We start from the raw sequence: 21488 nt of genomic DNA on the forward strand, positions 1-21488 counted from the left end.
GTGAAGAGATGCCGTTGACCCCCGAGGACGTGCGGAACAAGCAGTTCACGACCGTCCGCCTCCGAGAAGGCTATGACGAGGACGAGGTCGATGCCTTCCTCGATGAGGTCGAAGCCGAACTGACGCGACTGCTCCGCGAGAACGAGGACCTGCGCGCCAAGCTGGCCGCGGCCACGCGCGCTGCCGCCCAGAACCAGCAGAACATGCGCAAGCCCCCGGAGCAGGACCAGCAGGGCGGCATGCAGCAGGGCGGCATGCAACAAGGTGGTATGCAGCAGGGCGGCATGCAGCAGGGCGGTATGCCCGGGCAGGGAATGCCGCAGCAGGGCATGCGTGGGCCCGGTCCCGGTGCCCCCGTGCCGGCCGGCATATCCGGTCCGCCGCAGCAGATGGGCGGCCCCATGGGCGGCCCGCCCCAGCTGCCGAGTGGTGCGCCGCAGCTGCCCGCCGGTCCCGGCGGGCAGGGTGGCCCGCAGGGTCAGGGCCCCATGGGCCAGGGTCCGATGGGTCAGGGTCCGATGGGTCAGAACCCCATGGGCCAGGGTCCGATGGGCCAGGGCCCCATGGGTCAGGGCACGATGGGCGGTCAGCCCATGCAGCAGCAGATGGGTGGCCCGATGGGCGGCCCCATGGGTGGTCCGATGGGTGGCCCCGGTCAGGGTCCCGGTGGCGACAGCGCCGCCCGAGTCCTCTCGCTGGCCCAGCAGACCGCCGACCAGGCGATCGCCGAGGCCCGTTCCGAGGCCAACAAGATTGTCGGCGAGGCGCGTTCGCGTGCCGAGGGTCTTGAGCGGGACGCCCGTGCCAAGGCCGACGCCCTGGAGCGGGACGCGCAGGAGAAGCACCGCGTCGCGATGGGCTCCCTGGAGTCCGCTCGCGCCACGCTGGAGCGCAAGGTCGAGGACCTGCGCGGCTTCGAGCGCGAGTACCGCACGCGTCTGAAGTCGTACCTCGAGTCGCAGCTGCGTCAGCTGGAGACCCAGGCCGACGACTCGCTGGCCCCGCCGCGGACCCCGGCGACCGCGTCGCTGCCGCCGTCCCCGGCGCCGTCCATGGCTCCGGCCGGCGCGAGCGCTCCGTCCTACGGCAACCAGGGCATGGGTGGCGGCCCTTCGCCGGCCGCTCCGTCCTACGGCGGTCAGCAGCAGATGTCGCCCGCGATGACCCAGCCGATGGCGCCGGTACGGCCGCAGGGTCCGGGCCCGATGGGCCAGGCTCCCTCGCCGATGCGTGGGTTCCTCATCGATGAGGACGACAACTGACGGCCTCTAGTACGCCTTAGGCGTCGGCGGCGTTCAGGGCGGGGCCCCGGATTTTGATCCGGGGCCCCGCCCTTTTGCTGCGCTTGGCTTGAGCAGGGAGCGGGAGCGGGTGCGGTGGGGGCGGGCGTTTTGCGCAGTTCCCCGCGCCCCCAAGGACCAGCCCCCACCGGCCCGCAGCCATGTGCTTATGCCTTGCGCAGGCGGAACGTCAGGGACAGGCCCTCGTCGGTGAACGGGGTGCCGTAGGTGTCGTCCGCCTCGGCCTGGGCGAAGTCCGTCGCCAGGACCTCGTCGGCGATCAGGGAGCTGTGCTCGGACAGGGCCGCGATCACCGCCGGGTCCGTCGCCGTCCAGCGCAGGGCGATGCGGTCGGCCACGTCGAGGCCGCTGTTCTTGCGGGCCTCCTGGATCAGGCGGATCGCGTCACGGGCCAGGCCCGCCTGGCGGAGCTCCTCGGTGATCTCCAGGTCCAGGGCGACCGTCGCACCCGAGTCGGACGCCACCGACCAGCCCTCGCGGGGGGTCTCCGTGATGATCACCTCGTCGGGGGCCAGCGTGACCGTCTCGCCGTCGACCTCTACCGACGCCGTGCCCTCGCGCAGGGCCAGGGAGAGGGCGGCCGCGTCGGCGTTGGCGACGGCCTTGGCCACGTCCTGGACGCGCTTGCCGAAACGCTTGCCCAGGGCGCGGAAGTTGGCCTTCGCGGTGGTGTCGACGAGGCTGCCGCCGACCTCGCTCAGGGATGCGAGCGAGCTCACGTTCAGCTCCTCCGTGATCTGCGCGTGCAGCTCACGGTCGAGGGAACCGAAGCCGGTCGCGGCGATGAGGGCCCGGGACAGCGGCTGACGGGTCTTCACGCCCGACTCCGCGCGCGTGGCCCGGCCCAGCTCGACGAGCCGGCGGACCAGGACCATCTGCTTCGACAGCTCAGGGTCGATCGCCGTGAGGTCCGCCTCCGGCCAGGTGGTCAGGTGCACGGACTCCGGGGCGTCCGGGGTGACCGGCACGACCAGGTCCTGCCAGACCCGCTCGGTGATGAACGGGGTCAGCGGAGCCATCAGCTTGGTGACCGTCTCGACGACCTCGTGAAGGGTGCGCAGCGCGGCCTTGTCGCCCTGCCAGAAGCGGCGCCGGGACCGGCGTACGTACCAGTTGGACAGGTCGTCGACGAACGCCGAGAGGAGCTTTCCGGCGCGCTGGGTGTCGTAGGACTCCAGGGACTGGGTCACCTGGTCGGTCAGCGCGTGCAGTTCGGACAGCAGCCAGCGGTCCAGGACCGGGCGGTCGGCCGGGGCCGGGTCGGCCGCACTCGGCGCCCAGCCGGACGTACGGGCGTACAGGGCCTGGAAGGCGACCGTGTTCCAGTAGGTGAGGAGGGTCTTGCGCACCACTTCCTGGATCGTGCCGTGACCGACGCGGCGAGCCGCCCAGGGGGAGCCGCCGGCCGCCATGAACCAGCGGACCGCGTCGGCGCCGTGCCGGTCCATCAGCGGGATCGGCTCCAGGGTGTTGCCCAGGTGCTTGGACATCTTGCGGCCGTCCTCGGCGAGGATGTGGCCGAGGCAGACGACGTTCTCGTACGAGGACTTGTCGAAGACCAGGGTGCCGATGGCCATCAGCGTGTAGAACCAGCCGCGGGTCTGGTCGATGGCCTCGCTGATGAACTGAGCGGGGTAACGGGACTCGAACAGTTCCTTGTTCCGGTACGGGTAGCCCCACTGTGCGAACGGCATCGAACCCGAGTCGTACCAGGCGTCGATGACCTCCGGCACGCGCGTGGCCGTCTTCTCGCACTGGGGGCACGCGAAGGTGACCGCGTCGATGTACGGGCGGTGCGGGTCCAGCTCGGAGTGGTCCGTGCCGGTCAGCTCGGTGAGCTCCGCGCGGGAGCCGACGACGGTGAGGTGGTCGTCCTCGCAGCGCCAGATGGGCAGCGGGGTGCCCCAGTAGCGGTTGCGGGACAGCGCCCAGTCGATGTTGTTCTGCAGCCAGTCGCCGAAGCGGCCGTGCTTGACCGTCTCCGGGAACCAGTTGGTGTTCTCGTTCTCCTGGAGGAGGCGGTCCTTGACGGCGGTGGTGCGGATGTACCAGGACGGCTGCGCGTAGTAGAGGAGCGCGGTGTGGCAGCGCCAGCAGTGCGGGTAGCTGTGCTCGTACGGGATGTGCTTGAAGAGGAGGCCGCGCTGCTGGAGGTCCTCGGTGAGCTGTTCGTCCGCCTTCTTGAAGAAGACGCCGCCGACCAGCGGGACGTCCTCCTCGAAGGTGCCGTCGGGGCGGACCGGGTTCACCACCGGCAGGCCGTACGCGCGGCAGACCTTGAGGTCGTCCTCACCGAAGGCGGGGGACTGGTGGACCAGACCCGTGCCGTCCTCGGTCGTGACGTACTCGGCGTTGACCACGTAATGGGCCTCTGCTGGGAACTCCACGAGCTCGAACGGACGTTGATAGGTCCAGCGCTCCATTTCGGCACCGGTGAAGGACTGGCCGGTGGTCTCCCAGCCCTCGCCGAGCGACTTGGCGACGAGCGGCTCGGCGACGACGAGCTTCTCCGCGCCGTCGGTCACGACGACGTAGGTGACTTCCGGGTGCGCGGCGACCGCCGTGTTGGACACCAGCGTCCAGGGGGTCGTCGTCCACACCAGGAGCGCGGCGTCACCGGCGAGCGGACCGGAGGTGAGCGGGAAACGGACGTACACGGACGGGTCCACGACCGTCTCGTAGCCCTGCGCCAGTTCGTGGTCGGAGAGGCCGGTGCCGCAGCGCGGACACCAGGGGGCGACGCGGTGGTCCTGGACCAGCAGGCCCTTGTCGAAGATCGTCTTCAGCGACCACCAGACGGACTCGATGTACTCCGGGTCCATCGTGCGGTAGGGGTCCTGGAGGTCGGTCCAGTAGCCCATGCGGGTCGTGAGCGCCTCGAAGGCGTCGGTGTGCCGGGTCACGGACTCGCGGCACCTGTCGTTGAACTCCGCGATGCCGTACGTCTCGATGTCCTGCTTGCCGGAGAAGCCGAGCTCCTTCTCCACGGCGAGCTCGACCGGGAGGCCGTGGCAGTCCCAGCCGGCCTTGCGGGCCACGTGGTAGCCGCGCATGGTGCGGAAGCGGGGGAAGACGTCCTTGAAGACGCGCGCCTCGATGTGGTGGGCGCCCGGCATGCCGTTGGCGGTGGGCGGGCCCTCGTAGAACACCCACTCGGGGCGGCCCTCGGACTGCTCCAGGGTCTTGGCGAAGATCTTCTGCTCGTGCCAGAAGTCGAGCACGGCGTGCTCGAGGGCGGGCAGGTCGACCTGGGCGGGCACCTGGCGGTACGTCGGCGTTGTCATCAGCGAGCTTCCTCCGGCGGACTTGCTGCCTTCCGTCCGGAGGGACGAGAGTCCGTGCGCCGGTTTCGGCGCGCTCCCGCGGTACCACCCTCCTTGGCCCGCCGACACCTGGTGTGCGTCGGTGAGCCCCCTCATTGGGGTCGCGATGCCGGGTCTACCAGCCCCTGCAGGCTTTCTTCCGGCGGCTCCGGGGTGATCTTCACGTCGCGCTCGCCCCCGGGCTTCCACCGTCCCCGGGTCGCTCTGGGCTGCGTACGCCGCTACTCGTCCCCATCCACGCTTCTCGCTCCGCCCAGTGTACGGCGCCCCGGGGACAGTGGCCGACCGGTTTTTAGGGGCCGGGCGGGGAGACCGCCGTAGCGCTCGGAGTGACCCGAATGGCGCGGCACGGCTGTTCGGATTCTGGGACGGGCGGTCCGGCGGATTACCTGGCGGGGAGCTGGGCACAACGCATGCATGCCTCCTGCCCGGCACGTCTGGGACGGGCGGATCGGGCGGCGTGCCCCGTTGCCGCGGGACTCAAGTCGATTTATCGTCCCAGCACGATTCGCGAGCAAGATCACAATATGTGAAGGGGCCGCGGCATGGTGGCGAAGAAGACCGCCGTACAGAAGTCGGCGTCGGGCCGGTCCACGCATGCCTCCGGTGGTGCGGCCAAGGACGCGGGCGCGAAGAAGAGTACGAGGGCGGCGCCGGACAGCGCTGTCAGGAAGGCGGCCGTGAAGAGCACGCGCGCGGGTGCCGGGAAGGCCCTGACCGAGGAGGGGGACGCGTCCGGAAGACCGGAGCCCGAGGCACCGGTCGGCGGGGCTTCGGACACCACCAAGGGCGTCGGCAAGGCCTCGGTCACCAAGAAGGCCTCGGTCACCAAGAAGGCCCCGGTCGCGAAGAAGGCTTCGGACACCAAGAAGAAGGCTGTCGCGAAGAAGGCGGTCGCCAAGAGCACGGTCGCGACGAAGAGCGCGGCGAAGAAGACGGCCGCGAAGGACACCGCGGTCGGGAAGACGGTCGCCACGCAGGCCGGTGCCCCCCAGGGGGCCGCCGGGCAGGGCACCTCCGGGAAGAGCACGCCCACGAAACGGGCGGCCAGGAAGAGCACGGCCAAGAAGGCGGGCGCGGCCGAGGCCGCGAACAAGACGGGAGCCACGACGGTGGTTGCGAAGAAGACTTCTGGCACGGCCACGGCGGCCAAGACCGCCGTACCCAACGCGCGTGCCGTCGCGGTGGAGCCCGGCGAGCTCGCGGTGCGCCCCGGTGAGGATCCGTGGACGCCGGAGGAGGTCGAGGAGGCCCACGCGGAACTCACGGCCGAGGTCCTGCGCCTGCGCACCGAGATCGCCACCTCCGAGGAGTCCCTGGTGGGTCTCATGCGGGACTCCGGGGACGGCGCGGGCGACGACCAGGCCGACACCGGGACCAAGAACATCACGCGGGAGAGCGAGATGGCCCTCGCGGCCAACGCGCGCGAGATGCTCCTGCAGGCCGAGCGCGCCCTGGGACGGCTCGACGCCGGCACCTACGGTCTGTGCGAGAACTGCGGCAACGCCATCGGCAAGGCACGGATGCAGGCCTTCCCGCGGGCCACCCTGTGCGTGGAGTGCAAGCAGAAGCAGGAACGCCGGTACTGAGGGTCCTTGGAGGCGTGTCGTACCCTCGTCCTCAGTCAGGTACCTAGGTCGAGGGACTCACGTGACAGAGGCGGAGCGCATCATCGGTACGCCGGACACCCCAGAGGCGGCGGGGGCCGAGCCGGAGCAGGACCAGACGGCGCGGCCCAAGGGCGGGCGCCGTATCGCCGTGCTGTTCACGGTGGCCGCCTTCGCGTACGCCCTCGACCTGGTCAGCAAGATGATCGTGGTCGCCAAGCTGGAGCACCGGGAAGCGATCCACATCGTCGGGGACTGGCTGGAGCTCAGCGCGATCCGCAACCCGGGCGCGGCGTTCGGTTTCGGGCAGGCCTTCACGGTCATCTTCACGCTGATCGCGGTGGCCGTGATCGTGGTGATCATGCGCCTCGCCCGCAAGCTCTACAGCCTGCCCTGGGCGATCGCGCTCGGCCTGCTGCTGGGCGGCGCCCTGGGCAACCTCACCGACCGGATCTTCCGCTCGCCGGGTGTCTTCAAGGGACATGTCGTCGACTTCATCGCGCCCAAGCACTTCGCCGTCTTCAACCTCGCCGACTCGGCGATCGTGTGCGGCGGCATCCTGATCGTGCTGCTGTCCTTCAAGGGGCTCGACCCGGACGGGACCGTCCACAAGGACTGATCCACAGGCGCCGGTCGGGGCTGTCGGTGCGGTCCTGCATACTCGACGGGTGAGCACCATTCCCGAGATCCGTACCCTGCCCGTGCCCGACGGCCTGGAGGGCGAGCGCGTCGACGCCGCCATCTCCCGCATGTTCGGCTTCTCCCGTACCAAGGCGGCCGAGCTCGCCGCCTCGGGGAAGGTCACGGTCGACGGGTCGGTGGTCGGGAAGTCCGAGCGGGTGCACGGCGGGGCCTGGATGGAGGTCGAGATGCCGCAGGCGCCCGCGCCCGTGCAGATCGTCGCCGAGCCGGTCGAGGGCATGGAGATCGTGCACGACGACGACGACGTGGTCGTGATCGCCAAGCCGGTCGGCGTGGCCGCGCACCCCTCGCCGGGCTGGACCGGGACCACCGTGATCGGCGGGCTCGCCGCCGCCGGGTACCGCATCTCGACCTCCGGTGCCGCCGAGCGCCAGGGCATCGTCCACCGGCTCGACGTGGGCACCTCGGGTCTGATGGTCGTGGCCAAGTCGGAGCGGGCGTACACCTCGCTCAAGCGGCAGTTCAAGGAGCGCACGGTCGACAAGCGGTACCACACGCTCGTCCAGGGCCACCCGGACCCGACCAGCGGCACCATCGACGCGCCCATCGGCCGCCACCCCAACCACGACTACAAGTGGGCGGTCACCGCCGAGGGCAAGCCCTCCGTGACGCACTACGACCTCATCGAGGCGTTCCGTGCGGCCTCCCTGCTCGACGTGAAGCTGGAGACCGGGCGCACCCACCAGATCCGCGTGCACATGGCGGCCCACCGCCACCCCTGCGTCGGCGACCTGACGTACGGCGCCGACCCGACGCTCGCCAAGCGGCTGCGGCTGACCCGGCAGTGGCTGCACGCCGTGCGGCTCGGCTTCGAGCACCCCGGGGACGGGGAGTGGGTGGAGTTCGCGAGCGAGTACCCGCAGGACCTGCAGCAGGCTCTGGACCTGGTGCGCGAGGAGACCTACGGGTGAGCACGCGCGCGTACACGGTCCGGGTCGCCGAGGACCCCGCCGACCGTGAGGCCTGCTTCGCCGTGCGCAAGGAGGTCTTCGTCGGCGAGCAGGGCGTGCCCGAGGATCTCGAGTACGACGCCTACGACGCCGTGGCGGTCCATGTGCTGGCCGTGCGGGAGGACGGTGAGCCGATCGGGGCCGGGCGGCTGCTGTACGGCGAGGCGGCGGCCGGGAAGACCGGCGGTGACCTGACGGTGGGGTCGCTGGGGCGGCTCGCGGTGACGCAGGCGGCGCGCGGACTCGGGGTGGGCGCGGCGCTGGTGCGGGCCGTCGAGGACGCGGCACGCGCGCGTGGGCTGGCTGCCGTGGACCTGCACGCGCAGACGCACGCACTGGGGTTCTACGAGCGGCTGGGATACGTGGCGTACGGACCGGAGTATCCGGAGGCGGGGATCCCGCACAGGGCCATGCGGCGCGTTCTCTGACGGCCGCCAGGAGCGGCGGTCGAGATGGTCCGCGCGTACAGGGGCAGACTGAAGGGACCGTTGGTTCGTCGAGCTGCCCGGAGTACTGACCGTGGATCAGTTGGCCCTGTTGTTCGTGTTGTTGCTGGGGGCTCTGATCAGTGTCCCGGTGGGGGACCGGTTCGGATTGCCGGCGCCGGTTCTGATGACGTTGCTCGGCATAGTGCTCGCGGTGCTGGACTTCGTGCCCAACGTCGAGATCCCGCCCGAGCTGATCCTGCCCATCCTGTTGCCGCCGTTGCTGTACGCGGCGGTGCGGCGGACCTCATGGCGCCAGTTCGCGGCCAACAAGCGGCCGATCTTCCTGCTCGCCGTCGCGCTCGTGTTCGTCACGACCCTGTGCGTGGCGGTCGTCGCCCACTCCATCGTGCCCGGGCTGCCGATCGCCGCCGCCGTCGCGCTCGGCGCGCTGGTCGCACCGCCCGACCCGGTCGCCGCGACCGCGGTCGCAGGTCAACTCGGGCTGCCGCGCAGGCTGGTGTCCATCCTGGAGGGCGAGGGGCTCTTCAACGACGTGACGGCGATCGTGCTCTACCACGTGGCCGTCGCCGCCGCCGTGAGCGGCTCATTCACGCCGGGAGAGGCCGTGTTCGAGCTGGTGCTCTCCGCGGTGGTCGCCGTCGCGGTGGGGCTCGCGCTGGGCTGGGGCGCCAACAAGCTGATGGACCTGCTGGGCGACGCCACCCTGCAGATCGGGCTGACCGTACTCGTGCCGTACGCCTCCTACGTGCTCGCCGAGGAGCTCCACGGGTCCGGTGTGCTCGCGGTGCTGACCACCGCCCTGTTCATCGCCGAGTACGCCACCGACGCCGACGACGTGATGACCCGGCTCGCCGGGCACACCTTCTGGTCCATCGTCGACACGCTGGTGACCGGCGTGGCGTTCGGGCTCATCGGACTCGAACTGCACAACGCGATCCGCACCGCCTCCGGGCGCTGGGGCGAGATGCTCGGCTGGGCCGCGGCGATCGTGGGCGTGGTCGTGCTCGTACGGCTGCTGTGGCTGCTGCCGGCCACCTGGCTCACCAAGCGGATGCACGCCAAGCGGGACATCGACGAGGAGATCCCGATGGGATGGCGGGAGACCGTCGTCATGTGGTGGTCCGGGATGCGCGGCGTGGCGTCCGTGGCGCTGGCGCTGGCCATTCCGCTGGAGACCGACTCCGGGGCGGGGTTCCCCGACCGAGACGAGATCGTGTTCATCGCGTTCGGGGTGATCATGGCGACGCTCGTGCTGCAGGGGCTCACGCTGCCGTGGCTGGTGAAGCGGCTGGGGGTGCGGGCGGACAACGAGCGGGAGATGGAGTTCGAGAAGACCCTCGCGGTCCGCGCGGCGAAGGCGGCCAAGAAGCGGCTGCGGGAGATCGAGAGCGTGGAGGAACTGCCGGAGGAACTGTCCGAACAGATGCTGCGGCGGGCGTTCGAGATCGGCGTACGGATCTCCCCCGAGATGGGCGACGAGGAGCGGCGCGAGGCCCGGCGCCGGCTCAAGCGGATGCGGCGGATCCAGGCGGAGATGCTGAGCGCGGCGCGGCACGAGGTGCTGGCGGCGCGCAGTGAGCCGGGGGCCGACCCCGAGATCGTGGACCGGGTGCTGAGGCATCTCGACGTTCGCAGCATGCGATGACATGACTGCGACGATCATGTGAAGCCGATGAGCTCGTCCGCGGTGTGTTTGTAGGGTCCCCGTATGGCTCGCAATGTGGTGATCAGCGGTGGCGGAACGGGAATCGGTCTTGCGGCGGCGCAGGTGTTCGCCGCCGAGGGGGATCGGGTGTTGCTGCTCGGGCGGCGCGCGGAGGTGCTGGAGAACGCCGGGGTGCCTGGGGCGCTGACGTATGCCGCCGACCTGGGTGACGTCGACGCGGTGCGCGGGGTCGTCGGGTTCGTGGAACGGGAGTTCGGGACCGTGGACGTGCTGATCCACAGTGCCGGCGGGACGGGGCAGCTCGAACCGGGCGTGGAGAGCGCCGATCCGCTCGACGCCGTCGCGCACAACTGGACCGTGAACTTCCGGCTCAATCTGCTGACCGCGGCGCTCCTCACCGAGGGGCTGAAGGACCGGCTCTCCTCGCCGGGAGGGCGGGTGCTGTTCGTGAGTTCCATCGCCGCGTACCGGGGGTCCGGGAACGGGGCGTACGCGGCGGCCAAGGCGGGACTGCATCCGTACGCCCATGATCTCGCCCGGGACTTGGGGCCGCGGGGGATCACCGCGAACGTGGTGGCGCCCGGGTACATCGAGGACACGGAGTTCTTCGGCGCGGCCATTGATCCCGCTCGGCGGGAGCGGCTGATCGGGGACACGTCCACCGGGCGGGCTGGGACGCCTGGGGACGTTGCCGCCACGCTTCATTGGCTGGCGTCGGCGGGGGCCGGGCATGTGACATCGCAGGTCGTGCAGGTCAACGGTGGGGCGGAGAGGGGGCATTGACGGCGTCCGCGCCGCTGGGCGGGTGCAGGCACCCAGCGGCGCGAGGGGCTGTCAGCCGCGTCCTGTTCGTGGTGTTTCGTGGGCCCGGCGGGGTGCCTCGCCGTTGCGCGGGTTGCCGTCCGGCGCCCGGAATCCCGGAGCCAGTGTCGCGTCCGCCGTGTTGACCCGGGGCAACGCGTACGGATGGTGATCGGTCAGCCAGCGGATCATCTGCTCGCGGACCGTGACCCGTACCGTCCAGATGTCGTCGGCGTCCTTGGCGGTCACCAGGGCGCGTACCTGCATGGTGTTCGGGGTGGTGTCGGTGACGGCCAGGCCGTAGTCGCGGCCGTCCCAGGCGGGGCACTCGCGCAGGATGTCCCGCAGCCGCTCGCGCATCAGCTCCACGGGGGCCGTGTGGTCGACGTGCCAGAACACGATGCCGGTCATCTGCGGGGTGCCGCGGGACCAGTTCTCGAACGGCTTCGAGGTGAAGTACGACACCGGCATGGTGATCCGGCGCTCGTCCCAGGTCCGCACGGTCAGGAAGGTCAGGGTGATCTCCTCGACCGTGCCCCACTCGCCGTCCACCACCACCGTGTCGCCTATGCGCACCATGTCACCGAAGGCGATCTGCAGGCCCGCGAACATGTTGCTGAGCGTCGACTGCGCGGCGACACCGGCGACGATGCCGAGGATTCCGGCCGAGGCCAGCAGCGAGGCACCGGCCGCGCGCATCGCGGGGAACGTCAGCAGCATCGCCGCCACGGCCACCACGCCGACGGTCGCGGCGACCACCCGCATGATCAGCGTGACCTGGGTGCGCACCCTGCGGACCCGCGCGGGGTCGTGGTGGGCGCGCGCGTAGCGGGTGTACGTCGTCTCCACGATCGCGGCGGCGATCCGGATCAACAGCCAGGCGGTCGCCCCGATCAGGACCAGCGTCAGCGTCTGGCCGATACCCGCGCTGTGCCCCTCCAGAACCCGCGCCTCGTCGTACGACCCTCTCAGCATGGCCGCGCACAGCACGAGCTGGTAGGGGATACGGCCGCGGCGCAGCAGATCCCACATCGGGGTCTCGCTGTGCCGTGCGTCGGCCTTGCGCAGCAGACGGTCGGTGGCCCAGCCGATCAGCAGCGTGAGCAGCACCGAGCCGCCGAACACGATCAGCGGGCGGAGTACGTTCACCATGTCCCCGAACCTAACCGGACCGGGGCGGTCATGAACATGTGACTTCGAACGCGGAGCGGGTACACGCGCGCGTGGGCACCCGACGGCACTGTCGGTACCGGCTGGCACCATGGCCTCATGAACATCATGCTCTTTCACTCGACCTACGGCCTCAGGCCCGCCGTCCGTCAGGCCGCCGACCGGCTGCGGGAGGCCGGGCACGAGGTGTGGACGCCGGACCTCTTCGAGGGGCGCACGTTCGAGACGGTCGAGGAGGGCATGGCCTTCAACGAGGGCATCGGCAAGGACGAACTGCTCAAGCGGGCCGTCCTGGCCGCCGCGCCCTACTCCGAACGCGGCCTCGTCTACGCCGGCTTCTCGCTCGGCGCCTCGATCGCGCAGACCCTCGCCCTCGGCGACGAGCGGGCCCGCGGACTGCTGCTCCTGCACGGCACCTCGGACATCGCACCGAACGCGACCGCGGACGACCTGCCGGTCCAGCTGCACGTGGCCGAGCCGGACCCCTTCGAGACCGACGACTGGCTGAGCGCCTGGTATCTCCAACTCGGCCGCACCGGGGCCGACGTGGAGGTCTACAGATACGCCGGGGCCGGTCACCTCTACACCGACCCCGACCTCCCGGACTACGACGAGGAGGCCGCCGAGGCCACCTGGCGGGTGGCGCTCGGCTTCCTGGAGACGCTCTAGACGGGGTCGTACGTCCGCTCGACCTTCTGCGTGCCGGTCCGCGTGCGGTACGAACGCTCCCAGGACGAGGTCGCGTTCTGCTTGGTCTTGTCGGACAGGACGTAGTAGTCCATCTGCGCCCGGTCGGCGGTGATGTCCAGGACGCCGTAGCCGTGGCGGTCGGTGTCGACCCAGTGGACGTGCCGGTTGGCGAGCTGGATGACCGGCGCGGCGAGCGCGGTGACCGTGCCCTCGGGGACCTTCACCAGGTCGTCGAGGTTGTCGGAGGTCACCGAGGTGACGACGAACTCCGTGGCGGCCGAGGCCGACAGCGGGTAGGTGCCGGCGTCCACGGGCACGTCGTTGGCCCACGCCATGTGGATGTCGCCGGTCAGGAAGACGGTGTTGCGGATCGCGTTCGAGCGCAGGTGGGCCAGGAGTTCACGGCGGTCGTCCGTGTAGCCGTCCCACTGGTCGGTGTTGAGGCCGAGCCCCTCCTTGGGCAGGCCGAGGAGCTCGGCCAGCGGCTTCAGCAGGTCCGCCGAGAGCGAGCCGATCGCGAACGGCGAGATCATCACGGAGTTCCCGACCAGCCGCCAGGTCGTGTCGGAGGACTTCAGGCCGGCCTTGAGCCAGTCCAGTTGGGCCCGGCCCGTGATCGTACGGTTCGGGTCGTCGACCGAGCCGTTGCCCACGGCGACCTGCTGGGAGCGGAAGGAGCGCAGGTCGAGCAGGGAGAGGTCGACCAGCTTGCCGAAGCGCAGGCGCCGGTAGGTGGTGCCCGCTATGGCCGGGCGCACCGGCATCCACTCGAAGTAGGCCTGCTTGGCGGCAGCCTGACGTGCCGTCCAGGTGCCCTCCGCGCCCTCGGTGTGGTTCTCGGCACCACCCGACCAGGCGTCGTTGGCGAACTCGTGGTCGTCCCAGATCGCTATGACGGGGGCGGCCGCGTGCAGGGCCTGGAGGTCGGCGTCGGTCTTGTACTTCCCGTGCCGTGTCCGGTAGTCGGCGAGGGTGAGGATCTCGTGGGTCGGCGCGTGCTGCCGTACGACGGTGTCCCGGGTGCCGTAGTCGCCGGTGCCGTACTCGTAGATGTAGTCGCCCAGGTGCAGCCAGGCGTCCAGGTCGCCGCGGGCCGCGAGATGGCGGTACGACGAGAAGTAGCCGGCCTCCCAGTTGGCGCAGGAGACCACGCCGAAGCGGAGGCCCGTGACGGCCGCGTCCGCCGCCGGCGCGGTGCGGGTGCGCGCCGCCGGGGAGTCGGTGCCGCCGGCCGAGAAGCGGAACCAGTAGTCGGTCGAGGGCGTGAGGCCTCGGATGTCCGCCTTGACGGTGTGGTCAGAGGCGGCGGTCGCGGTCAGGGAGCCCTTGGCGACGACGGTTGTGAAGGCCTTGTCCTTGGCGACGGTCCAGCTGACCTCGGTGTCCGGGCCGAGCCCGGAACCGGGCACGGCGTCGGCGGCCGGGGTCACCCGGGTCCACAGCAGGATGCCGTCCGGGAGGGGGTCGCCGGAGGCGACGCCGTGCAGGAAGACGGGGGCGTCGGCCGCGCGGGCCGGCAGGGCGGCGGCGAGCGGGGCGGCCAGGACGGCAGTGGCCGCCGCGGCCTTGACGACCGTACGGCGGCGCGGGTTGAGGGAGTTGGCGGGCTCGGACGATCTGTATCGACTGGTCACGGCCGATCAGGTTACTGATCGGTATGAACGAGAGCGGGCGAACCGGGAAAAGTTCGCCCGCTCTTTTACCGAAGGTCTCCTCGGCCGAAGGGCGCTGTCAGGCCTTCAGGGCCGCGTCGAGCGCCGTGGTGAAGTCGGCGACCGTCATCGGCGCGCTCTTGCCGTCGGAACCGGTCAGCGTCTTGCCGTCCATCTTCAGGGTCGGGGTGCCCGTCACGCCGTCCTTGTTGAACTTCTCGGACATGTCCAGGGCCCACTTGTCGTAGGTGCCCTTCTTCACGGCGTTCTGGAAGGCCTTGTTGTCCTTCAGCGCCGGGACGGTCTGCGCGATCTTGATGAGGTAGGAGTCGTCCTTGAACTTGTCGGGACCGCTCTCCTCGGGGTGCCACTTCGTGGAGTACATCGCGGTCTTGTACTCGAGGAACGCCTCGGGGCTGACGTTCAGGGCGGCGCCGAGGGCGCTGAGGCCGTTCTTGGAGCCCTCGCCGCCGAGGTTGCCGTCGAGGAAGCTCGCGCCGACGTACTGGATCTTGTACTTGCCCGCGTCGAAGTCCTTCTTCACCGTCGGGCCGACGGTCTCCTCGAACTGGGCGCAGACCGGGCAGCGCGGGTCCTCGTACATGACCAGGGTCTTCTTGGCCGTGCTCTTGCCCATGACGACCGTCGTGCCGTCGGTGCCCGTGGTGTTGGCCGGCTTGACGAGCTTGTCGTTCTTGGCCTCTTCCCAGTAGCTGGGCTTGTTGCCCTGGACGACCGCGTAGCTGATGCCGCCGGCTATCGCCAGGACGCCGACTATGGAGCAGGCGACGATGACCTGCCGCTTGACCTTGTCGCGCTTGGCCTGGCGCTCGCGTTCGGCGCGCAGCCGCTCGCGGGCGGCGGTCTTCGCCTGCTGGCTGTTCCGCTTGCTCATGGGTGTTCTCCGTAAGGGGACGCGCACACGTCGTGTGCGGGGTACGTAGGGGGACTGGTGGTGCTCAGTGCTCTTCGGGCTTCAGGCTTTACGCGAAAGCGACCGAGCACGGCGGTCCACGCCGTCCCAGGGAGTGCACGAGGATCTCTTCGAGAACGACCGCTGTACGGCGGCCCGGCCGCACCGGGCGGTTCGTCCCGGGGGCCGGCCGTACCCGCAGCGCGGCGGCCGCCAGCAGCAGCGGGCGGAAGGTCGTGGCGGCCACGGCCCGCAGCAGCTGGGCCAGGGCCCGCTCGCCGCGGCGCAGCCAGGCGGCCGCGAGGAGGCCGACGACGAGGTGCGCGCCGAGCAGCAGCCAGGCGGTCCGCGGGTCGGCGTGCGCCAGCAGGCCGCCGAGCCGGTGGGTGTCGGTGCCGGTCATCCGGGCCAGCGGTGAGCCGACGCCGGTGCCGTCGCCGCAGAACAGGTCCCAGCCGACCGAGCGCAGCGGGCCGGTGACCGGGCCGCCCGCGGCGCCGTAGCAGACGTGCTGGCCGGTGGTGAAGACGGTGTCGGCGGCCAGCTCCAGCGGGATCAGCACGGCGGCGATCCGCCCGAAGCCGCGCTCACGGCCGGCCAGCGCGTAGGCGAGCGCGAACACGGCGACGGCGACGGCCGCCACCGTGTTGAAGGGCAGGGGGGCCCGGGACAGCAGCACGTGCGACGCGGTGCTGAGTGTCACGACGAGTGCCGTGAACAGCGCCGCGCGGAGCGCTCGTAGCGGGGTCCCGGATATGTCCATAGCGTGGAGAGTCTGACACGCGGGCCTGTAAGGGACCCCTAAAGGGTCCCTGTGAGCGGCCCTATCGTTATGGGCGGCGGTGTGGGTCCGGTCACAGGCCCGGAATGCGGCCGTTGCGGAACAGGTCCACGAAGGTCTGGTGGTCGCCGCGCGCGCGTGCGCCGTAGCTGTGCGCGAAGTCGACCAGGAGGCCCGCGAAGCCCTCCTCGTCGGCCGCGATCGCCGCGTCGATGGCCCGCTCCGTGGAGAACGGCACCAGGGACTCGCCGGACTGGTCGTCCGCCGCCCCGTGCATGGTGGCCGTGGCCCGGCCGAGGTCGGCGACGACCGCCGCGATCTCCTCGGGGTCGTCGATGTCGCCCCAGTCCAGGTCCACGGCGTACGGCGAGATCTCGGCGACCAGCTGGCCGGCCCCGCTCAGCTCGGTCCAGCCCAGCCACGGGTCGGCGTGCTGCTGGAGGGCGCGCTGGGAGATCACCGTGCGGTGGCCCTCGTGCTGGAAGTAGTCGCGGATCGCCGGGTCGGTGATGTGCCGGGAGACGGCCGGGGTCTGGGCCTGCTTGATGTAGATCACGACGTCGTTCTCCAGGGCGTCGCTGTGGCCCTCCAGGAGGATGTTGTACGACGGCAGTCCGGCCGAGCCGATGCCGATGCCCCGGCGGCCCACGACGTCCTTGACGCGGTAGGAGTCCGGACGGGCCAGGGAGGTCTCCGGCAGGGTCTCCAGGTAGCCGTCGAAGGCCGCGAGGACCTTGTAGCGGGTGGCCGCGTCCAGCTCGATGGAGCCGCCGCCGCCCGCGAAGCGGCGCTCGAAGTCACGGATCTCCGTCATCGACTCCAGCAGCCCGAAGCGGGTCAGGGAGCGGGCGTCGCGCAGCGCGTCCAGGAGGGGGCCCTCGGCGGTGTCCAGGGTGAAGGGCGGCACCTCGTCGCTCTTGGCGCCGGTGGCCAGGGCGTGGATCCGCTCGCGGTACGCGGCCGCGTACACCCGCACCAGCTCGCTGATCTGGTCGTCGCCGAGGGCCTTGGCGTACCCGATCAGCGCCACGGAGGCGGCGAAGCGCTTGAGGTCCCACGTGAAGGGGCCGACGTAGGCCTCGTCGAAGTCGTTGACGTTGAAGATCAGCCGGCCGTTGGAGTCCATGTACGTGCCGAAGTTCTCCGCGTGCAGGTCGCCGTGGATCCACACGCGCGAGGTGCGCTCGTCCAGGTACGGGCCGCCCCTCTTCTCGGCGTCGAGGTCGTGGTAGAAGAGCGCGGCGGTACCCCGGTAGAACGCGAACGCCGAGGCCGCCATCTTGCGGAACTTCACGCGGAACGCGGCCGGGTCGGCGGCCAGGAGCTCGCCGAAGGCGGTGTCGAAGACGGCAAGGATCTCCTCGCCGCGGTGCTCGTCGTTGAGCTGCGGTACCGACATCGCGGGGTGCCTCCTGGTGCATGTGTACGACAGCGTTTCTGTCGTCTCTCCAACGGGCGGGTCCGGGCGAAAGTGCCCGCGGCCCTCGCTGTGAAGGTACGCGGGGCGACCCTCTGAGTGTCAGTCCCGAGGCATACACTTCGACGCTGTCCCCCGAAGTGTCCGTCCACTGTCGCCGAGTGTTTTCCATGGAGGCCACGCCGTGTCAAAGCCGCCGTTCACGCACCTGCACGTCCACACCCAGTACTCCCTGCTGGACGGTGCCGCGCGGCTCAAGGACATGTTCAACGCGTGCAACGAGATGGGCATGACCCATATCGCCATGTCCGACCACGGCAACCTGCACGGGGCGTACGACTTCTTCCACACCGCGAAGAAGGCCGGGGTCACCCCGATCATCGGGATCGAGGCGTACGTCGCGCCCGAGTCCCGGCGCAACAAGCGCAAGATCCAGTGGGGCCAGCCGCACCAGAAGCGGGACGACGTCTCCGGTTCCGGTGGCTACACCCACAAGACGATGTGGGCCGTGAACTCGACCGGCCTGCACAACCTCTTCAAGCTCTCCTCGGACGCGTACGCCGAGGGCTGGCTCCAGAAGTGGCCCCGGATGGACAAGGAGACGATCTCCCAGTGGTCCGAGGGGATCGTCGCCTCCACCGGCTGCCCCTCCGGCGAGCTCCAGACCCGGCTGCGTCTCGGCCAGTACGACGAGGCACTGAAAGCGGCCTCGGAGTACCAGGACATCTTCGGCAAGGACCGCTACTTCCTCGAGCTGATGGACCACGGCATCGAGATCGAGCACCGGGTCCGTGACGGCCTCCTGGAGATCGGCAAGAAGCTCGGCATCCCCCCGCTGGTCACCAACGACTCGCACTACACGTACGCGCACGAGGCGACCGCCCACGACGCCCTGCTGTGCATCCAGACCGGCAAGAACCTCTCCGACCCGGACCGCTTCCGCTTCGACGGCACCGGGTACTACCTGAAGTCCACGGACGAGATGTACGCCGTCGACTCCTCCGACGCCTGGCAGGAGGGCTGTGCCAACACCCTCCTGATCGCGGAGATGGTCGACACGGCCGGCATGTTCGAGGCGAAGAACCTCATGCCGAAGTTCGACATCCCCGACGGCTACACCGAGGTCTCCTGGTTCAAGGAGGAGGTCCGCCGGGGCATGGACCGCCGCTTCCCCGGCGGCGTCCCCGACGACCGGCAGAAGCAGGTCGAGTACGAGATGGACGTCATCATCCAGATGGGGTTCCCGGGCTACTTCCTCGTCGTCGCCGACTTCATCATGTGGGCCAAGAACCAGGGCATCGCGGTCGGCCCCGGCCGAGGCTCCGCGGCCGGCTCGATCGTCGCCTACGCCATGGGCATCACCGACCTCGACCCGATCCCGCACGGCCTGATCTTCGAGCGGTTCCTCAACCCCGAGCGCGTCTCCATGCCCGATGTCGACATCGACTTCGACGAACGTCGGCGCGTCGAGGTGATCAGGTACGTGACGGAGAAGTACGGCGCCGACAAGGTCGCCATGATCGGCACCTACGGCAAGATCAAGGCGAAGAACGCCATCAAGGACTCCGCGCGCGTGCTGGGCTACCCGTACGCGATGGGCGACCGCCTCACCAAGGCCATGCCCGCCGACGTCCTCGGCAAGGGCATCGACCTCAACGGCATCACCGACCCCTCGCACCCGCGCTACAGCGAGGCCGGCGAGATCCGCGCGATGTACGAGAACGAACCGGACGTCAAGAAGGTCATCGACACCGCCAAGGGCGTCGAGGGCCTGGTCCGGCAGATGGGTGTGCACGCGGCCGGCGTCATCATGTCCAGCGAGCCCATCGTCGACCACGCCCCGATCTGGGTGCGGCACACCGACGGCGTGACCATCACGCAGTGGGACTACCCGCAGTGCGAGTCGCTCGGCCTGCTGAAGATGGACTTCCTCGGCCTGCGCAACCTGACGATCATGGACGACGCCGTCAAGATGGTGAAGTCCAACAAGGGCATCGACCTCGACCTGCTGGCCCTGCCGCTCGACGACCCCAAGACCTTCGAACTGCTCCAGCGCGGCGAGACCCTCGGCGTCTTCCAGTTCGACGGCGGCCCCATGCGCTCGCTGCTGCGCCTGATGAAGCCCGACAACTTCGAGGACATCTCCGCCGTCTCCGCGCTCTACCGTCCCGGCCCGATGGGCATGGACTCGCACACCAACTACGCGCTCCGCAAGAACAAGCTCCAGGAGATCACCCCGATCCACAAGGAGCTGGAGGAGCCCCTCCAGGAGGTCCTGGCCGTCACCTACGGCCTGATCGTCTACCAGGAGCAGGTGCAGAAGGCCGCCCAGATCATCGCCGGCTACTCGCTCGGCGAGGCCGACATCCTGCGCCGCGTGATGGGCAAGAAGAAGCCCGACGAACTGGCCAAGAACTTCACCATCTTCCAGGCCGGCGCCCAGAAGAACGGCTACAGCGACGAGGCCATCAAGGCCCTGTGGGACGTCCTGGTCCCCTTCGCCGGATACGCGTTCAACAAGGCGCACTCCGCCGCGTACGGCCTGGTCTCGTACTGGACCGCCTACCTGAAGGCCAACCACCCCGCCGAGTACATGGCCGGGCTGCTCACCTCGGTCAAGGACGACAAGGACAAGTCGGCCGTCTATCTCAACGAGTGCCGGCGCATGGGCATCAAGGTGCTCCCGCCGAACGTCAACGAGTCGGTGCACAACTTCGCCGCGCAGGGCGACGACGTGATCCTCTTCGGCCTGGAGGCCGTGCGCAACGTCGGTACGAACGTGGTCGAGTCGATCATCAGGAGCCGCAAGGCCAAGGGGAAGTACGGCTCCTTCCCCGACTACCTCGACAAGGTCGAGGCGGTCGCCTGCAACAAGCGCACCACGGAGTCGCTGATCAAGGCGGGCGCCTTCGACACCCTGGGCCACACCCGCAAGGGCCTCACCGCCCAGTACGAGCCGATGATCGACAACGTGGTCCAGGTCAAGCGCAAGGAGGCCGAGGGCCAGTTCGACCTCTTCGGCGGGATGGGTGAGGAGGAGAGCACCGAACCCGGCTTCGGTCTCGACGTGCAGTTCACCGAGGACGAGTGGGACAAGACCTATCTGCTCGCCCAGGAGCGGGAGATGCTCGGTCTGTACGTCTCCGACCACCCACTCTTCGGCCTGGAGCACGTGCTGTCCGACAAGGCCGACGCGGGCATCGCCCAGCTCACCGGCGGCGAGCACTCCGACGGCGCGGTCGTCACCATCGGCGGCATCATCTCGGGCCTCCAGCGCAAGATGACCAAGCAGGGCAACGCCTGGGCGATCGCCACCGTCGAGGACCTCGCCGGTTCCATCGAGTGCATGTTCTTCCCGGCGACCTACCAGCTGGTGTCGACCCAACTCGTCGAGGACGCCGTGGTGTTCGTCAAGGGCCGCCTCGACAAGCGCGAGGACGTACCCCGCCTGGTCGCCATGGAGCTCCAGGTCCCGGACCTGTCCAACGCGGGCACCAACGCGCCGGTGATCCTCACCATCCCGGCGCTGAAGGTCACCCCGCCGATGGTCAGCAGGCTCGGGGAGATCCTCAGTCACCACAAGGGCGAGAGCGAGGTCCGCATCAGGCTCCAGGGACCGAGCAGGACGACGGTGCTACGGCTGGACCGGCACCGTGTGAAGCCGGACCCGGCGCTCTTCGGCGACCTGAAGGTGCTGCTCGGCCCGTCCTGCCTGGCGGGCTTAGATAAGTTCCTGAGGGGCGCCCCCGCGGGGGGGGGCGCCCCTCTGTGTGCCTGGGTCTCAACAACCCTTTATGCAGATGTCAGTTGTGCCCGAAGCTCTTCTGCCGTCCTTTGCGGGCGACATCGCCGGGGGTCACCTGGGTGGCGCGCTGCTCGGTCTGCGCCTCCATCGAGGACTGCTGCGCCTCCTCGCGGCCACGCTCGGACTGCGGCTGCTTACGGTTCTGCTTCTTGTTCTTGGCCATGACGGTCTGCCTCCTGAGGGGGATCTAGGGGCCAGGGCCGGGACCAGATTCACATAGGCTGACGAGAGGCGCATTTCGGATAATTACCGTGTGTGACA

The 21488-nt window shown here is 69.7% G+C and carries 14 protein-coding genes and 1 pseudogene; 9 read left to right on the forward strand and 6 right to left on the reverse strand.

Features of this window, described 5'->3' with window-relative positions; all coding sequences use genetic code 11:
* Nucleotides 1–8: 8 nt before the first annotated feature.
* Nucleotides 9–1262 carry a DivIVA domain-containing protein gene (locus ACFYRX_RS43535; RefSeq protein ID WP_389112555.1) on the forward strand — a complete coding sequence of 418 codons (1254 nt, stop codon included), beginning with the start codon at nt 9–11 and terminating at the stop codon, nt 1260–1262.
* 185 nt (nt 1263–1447) lie between these two features.
* On the opposite strand, the gene ileS is transcribed toward ACFYRX_RS43535, so the two are convergent.
* Nucleotides 1448–4585, reverse strand: coding sequence for an isoleucine--tRNA ligase (gene ileS, locus ACFYRX_RS43540; protein WP_389112557.1), 3138 nt, complete (start codon nt 4583–4585; stop codon nt 1448–1450).
* A gap of 584 nt (nt 4586–5169) precedes the next feature.
* Here ileS and ACFYRX_RS43545 point away from each other — a divergent pair.
* From ACFYRX_RS43545 to ACFYRX_RS43570, 6 genes are all read left to right on the forward strand, one after another.
* A complete protein-coding gene (locus tag ACFYRX_RS43545; RefSeq protein ID WP_389112558.1) occupies nt 5170–6213 on the forward strand; it encodes a TraR/DksA family transcriptional regulator in 1044 nt (347 codons plus the stop codon).
* 61 nt (nt 6214–6274) lie between these two features.
* Nucleotides 6275–6850, forward strand: a complete 576-nt coding sequence (gene lspA / locus ACFYRX_RS43550; RefSeq protein WP_389112559.1) for a signal peptidase II — start codon at nt 6275–6277, stop codon at nt 6848–6850.
* Nucleotides 6851–6899: 49 nt separating this feature from the next.
* The gene (locus ACFYRX_RS43555; RefSeq protein ID WP_389112560.1) at nt 6900–7844 is read left to right on the forward strand and encodes an RluA family pseudouridine synthase; all 945 of its coding nucleotides are present in this window, start codon (nt 6900–6902) and stop codon (nt 7842–7844) included.
* Complete coding sequence (locus ACFYRX_RS43560; protein ID WP_389112561.1) at nt 7841–8311, forward strand: GNAT family N-acetyltransferase; 471 nt, start codon at nt 7841–7843, stop codon at nt 8309–8311. The genes ACFYRX_RS43555 and ACFYRX_RS43560 overlap by 4 nt, the downstream gene beginning before the upstream one ends.
* A gap of 91 nt (nt 8312–8402) precedes the next feature.
* The gene (locus tag ACFYRX_RS43565; RefSeq protein WP_389112563.1) at nt 8403–9977 is read left to right on the forward strand and encodes a Na+/H+ antiporter; all 1575 of its coding nucleotides are present in this window, start codon (nt 8403–8405) and stop codon (nt 9975–9977) included.
* 63 nt (nt 9978–10040) lie between these two features.
* Entirely contained in the window at nt 10041–10781 is a 741-nt protein-coding gene (locus ACFYRX_RS43570; RefSeq protein ID WP_389112564.1) for an SDR family NAD(P)-dependent oxidoreductase, read from the forward strand.
* Nucleotides 10782–10832: 51 nt separating this feature from the next.
* Here the strand turns inward: ACFYRX_RS43570 and ACFYRX_RS43575 are convergent, their stop codons facing one another.
* Nucleotides 10833–11951, reverse strand: a complete 1119-nt coding sequence (locus ACFYRX_RS43575) for a mechanosensitive ion channel family protein (protein WP_389112565.1) — start codon at nt 11949–11951, stop codon at nt 10833–10835.
* 117 nt (nt 11952–12068) lie between these two features.
* Here ACFYRX_RS43575 and ACFYRX_RS43580 point away from each other — a divergent pair, with 117 nt between their 5' ends.
* Nucleotides 12069–12638 (forward strand): dienelactone hydrolase family protein, encoded by a 570-nt coding sequence (locus tag ACFYRX_RS43580; protein WP_389112567.1) that lies wholly within the window; start codon nt 12069–12071, stop codon nt 12636–12638.
* On the opposite strand, the gene ACFYRX_RS43585 is transcribed toward ACFYRX_RS43580, so the two are convergent.
* The 4 genes from ACFYRX_RS43585 to ACFYRX_RS43600 all read right to left on the reverse strand — a co-directional run bounded on the left by ACFYRX_RS43585 (nt 12635) and on the right by ACFYRX_RS43600 (nt 17404).
* The gene (locus ACFYRX_RS43585) at nt 12635–14293 is read right to left on the reverse strand and encodes an alkaline phosphatase D family protein (RefSeq protein ID WP_389112569.1); all 1659 of its coding nucleotides are present in this window, start codon (nt 14291–14293) and stop codon (nt 12635–12637) included. The two genes, ACFYRX_RS43580 and ACFYRX_RS43585, sit on opposite strands and share 4 nt — an antisense overlap.
* Before the next feature lie 97 nt (nt 14294–14390).
* On the reverse strand, nt 14391–15206 hold the full coding sequence (locus tag ACFYRX_RS43590) for a thioredoxin domain-containing protein (protein WP_389112571.1): 816 nt from the start codon (nt 15204–15206) through the stop codon (nt 14391–14393).
* Between the two features lie 88 nt (nt 15207–15294).
* A complete protein-coding gene (locus tag ACFYRX_RS43595) occupies nt 15295–15987 on the reverse strand; it encodes a hypothetical protein (RefSeq protein ID WP_389112573.1) in 693 nt (230 codons plus the stop codon).
* Nucleotides 15988–16078: 91 nt separating this feature from the next.
* Nucleotides 16079–17404, reverse strand: a complete 1326-nt coding sequence (locus ACFYRX_RS43600; RefSeq protein WP_389112575.1) for a DUF2252 domain-containing protein — start codon at nt 17402–17404, stop codon at nt 16079–16081.
* A 202-nt stretch (nt 17405–17606) separates the two neighbouring features.
* Between ACFYRX_RS43600 and dnaE the strand changes: the two are divergent.
* Nucleotides 17607–21143, forward strand: a pseudogene (gene dnaE, locus ACFYRX_RS43605) (DNA polymerase III subunit alpha); the annotation flags it as partial.
* Nucleotides 21144–21488 lie beyond the last annotated feature (345 nt).

It is taken from the genome of Streptomyces sp. NPDC005374 (genome assembly GCF_042872225.1).
In the GTDB taxonomy this organism is placed as follows: domain Bacteria; phylum Actinomycetota; class Actinomycetes; order Streptomycetales; family Streptomycetaceae; genus Streptomyces.

What these genes read in the sequence shown, in the direction of transcription:
- ACFYRX_RS43580 (WP_389112567.1), top strand. Translation starts at nt 12,069, where the DNA reads ATGAACATCATGCTCTTTCACTCGACCTACGGCCTCAGGCCCGCCGTC.
- ACFYRX_RS43590 (WP_389112571.1), bottom strand. Translation starts at nt 15,206, where the DNA reads ATGAGCAAGCGGAACAGCCAGCAGGCGAAGACCGCCGCCCGCGAGCGG.
- ACFYRX_RS43575 (WP_389112565.1), bottom strand. Translation starts at nt 11,951, where the DNA reads ATGGTGAACGTACTCCGCCCGCTGATCGTGTTCGGCGGCTCGGTGCTG.
- ACFYRX_RS43595 (WP_389112573.1), bottom strand. Translation starts at nt 15,987, where the DNA reads ATGGACATATCCGGGACCCCGCTACGAGCGCTCCGCGCGGCGCTGTTC.
- ACFYRX_RS43570 (WP_389112564.1), top strand. Translation starts at nt 10,041, where the DNA reads ATGGCTCGCAATGTGGTGATCAGCGGTGGCGGAACGGGAATCGGTCTT.
- ACFYRX_RS43535 (WP_389112555.1), top strand. Translation starts at nt 9, where the DNA reads ATGCCGTTGACCCCCGAGGACGTGCGGAACAAGCAGTTCACGACCGTC.
- ileS (WP_389112557.1), bottom strand. Translation starts at nt 4,585, where the DNA reads ATGACAACGCCGACGTACCGCCAGGTGCCCGCCCAGGTCGACCTGCCC.
- ACFYRX_RS43600 (WP_389112575.1), bottom strand. Translation starts at nt 17,404, where the DNA reads ATGTCGGTACCGCAGCTCAACGACGAGCACCGCGGCGAGGAGATCCTT.
- ACFYRX_RS43545 (WP_389112558.1), top strand. Translation starts at nt 5,170, where the DNA reads ATGGTGGCGAAGAAGACCGCCGTACAGAAGTCGGCGTCGGGCCGGTCC.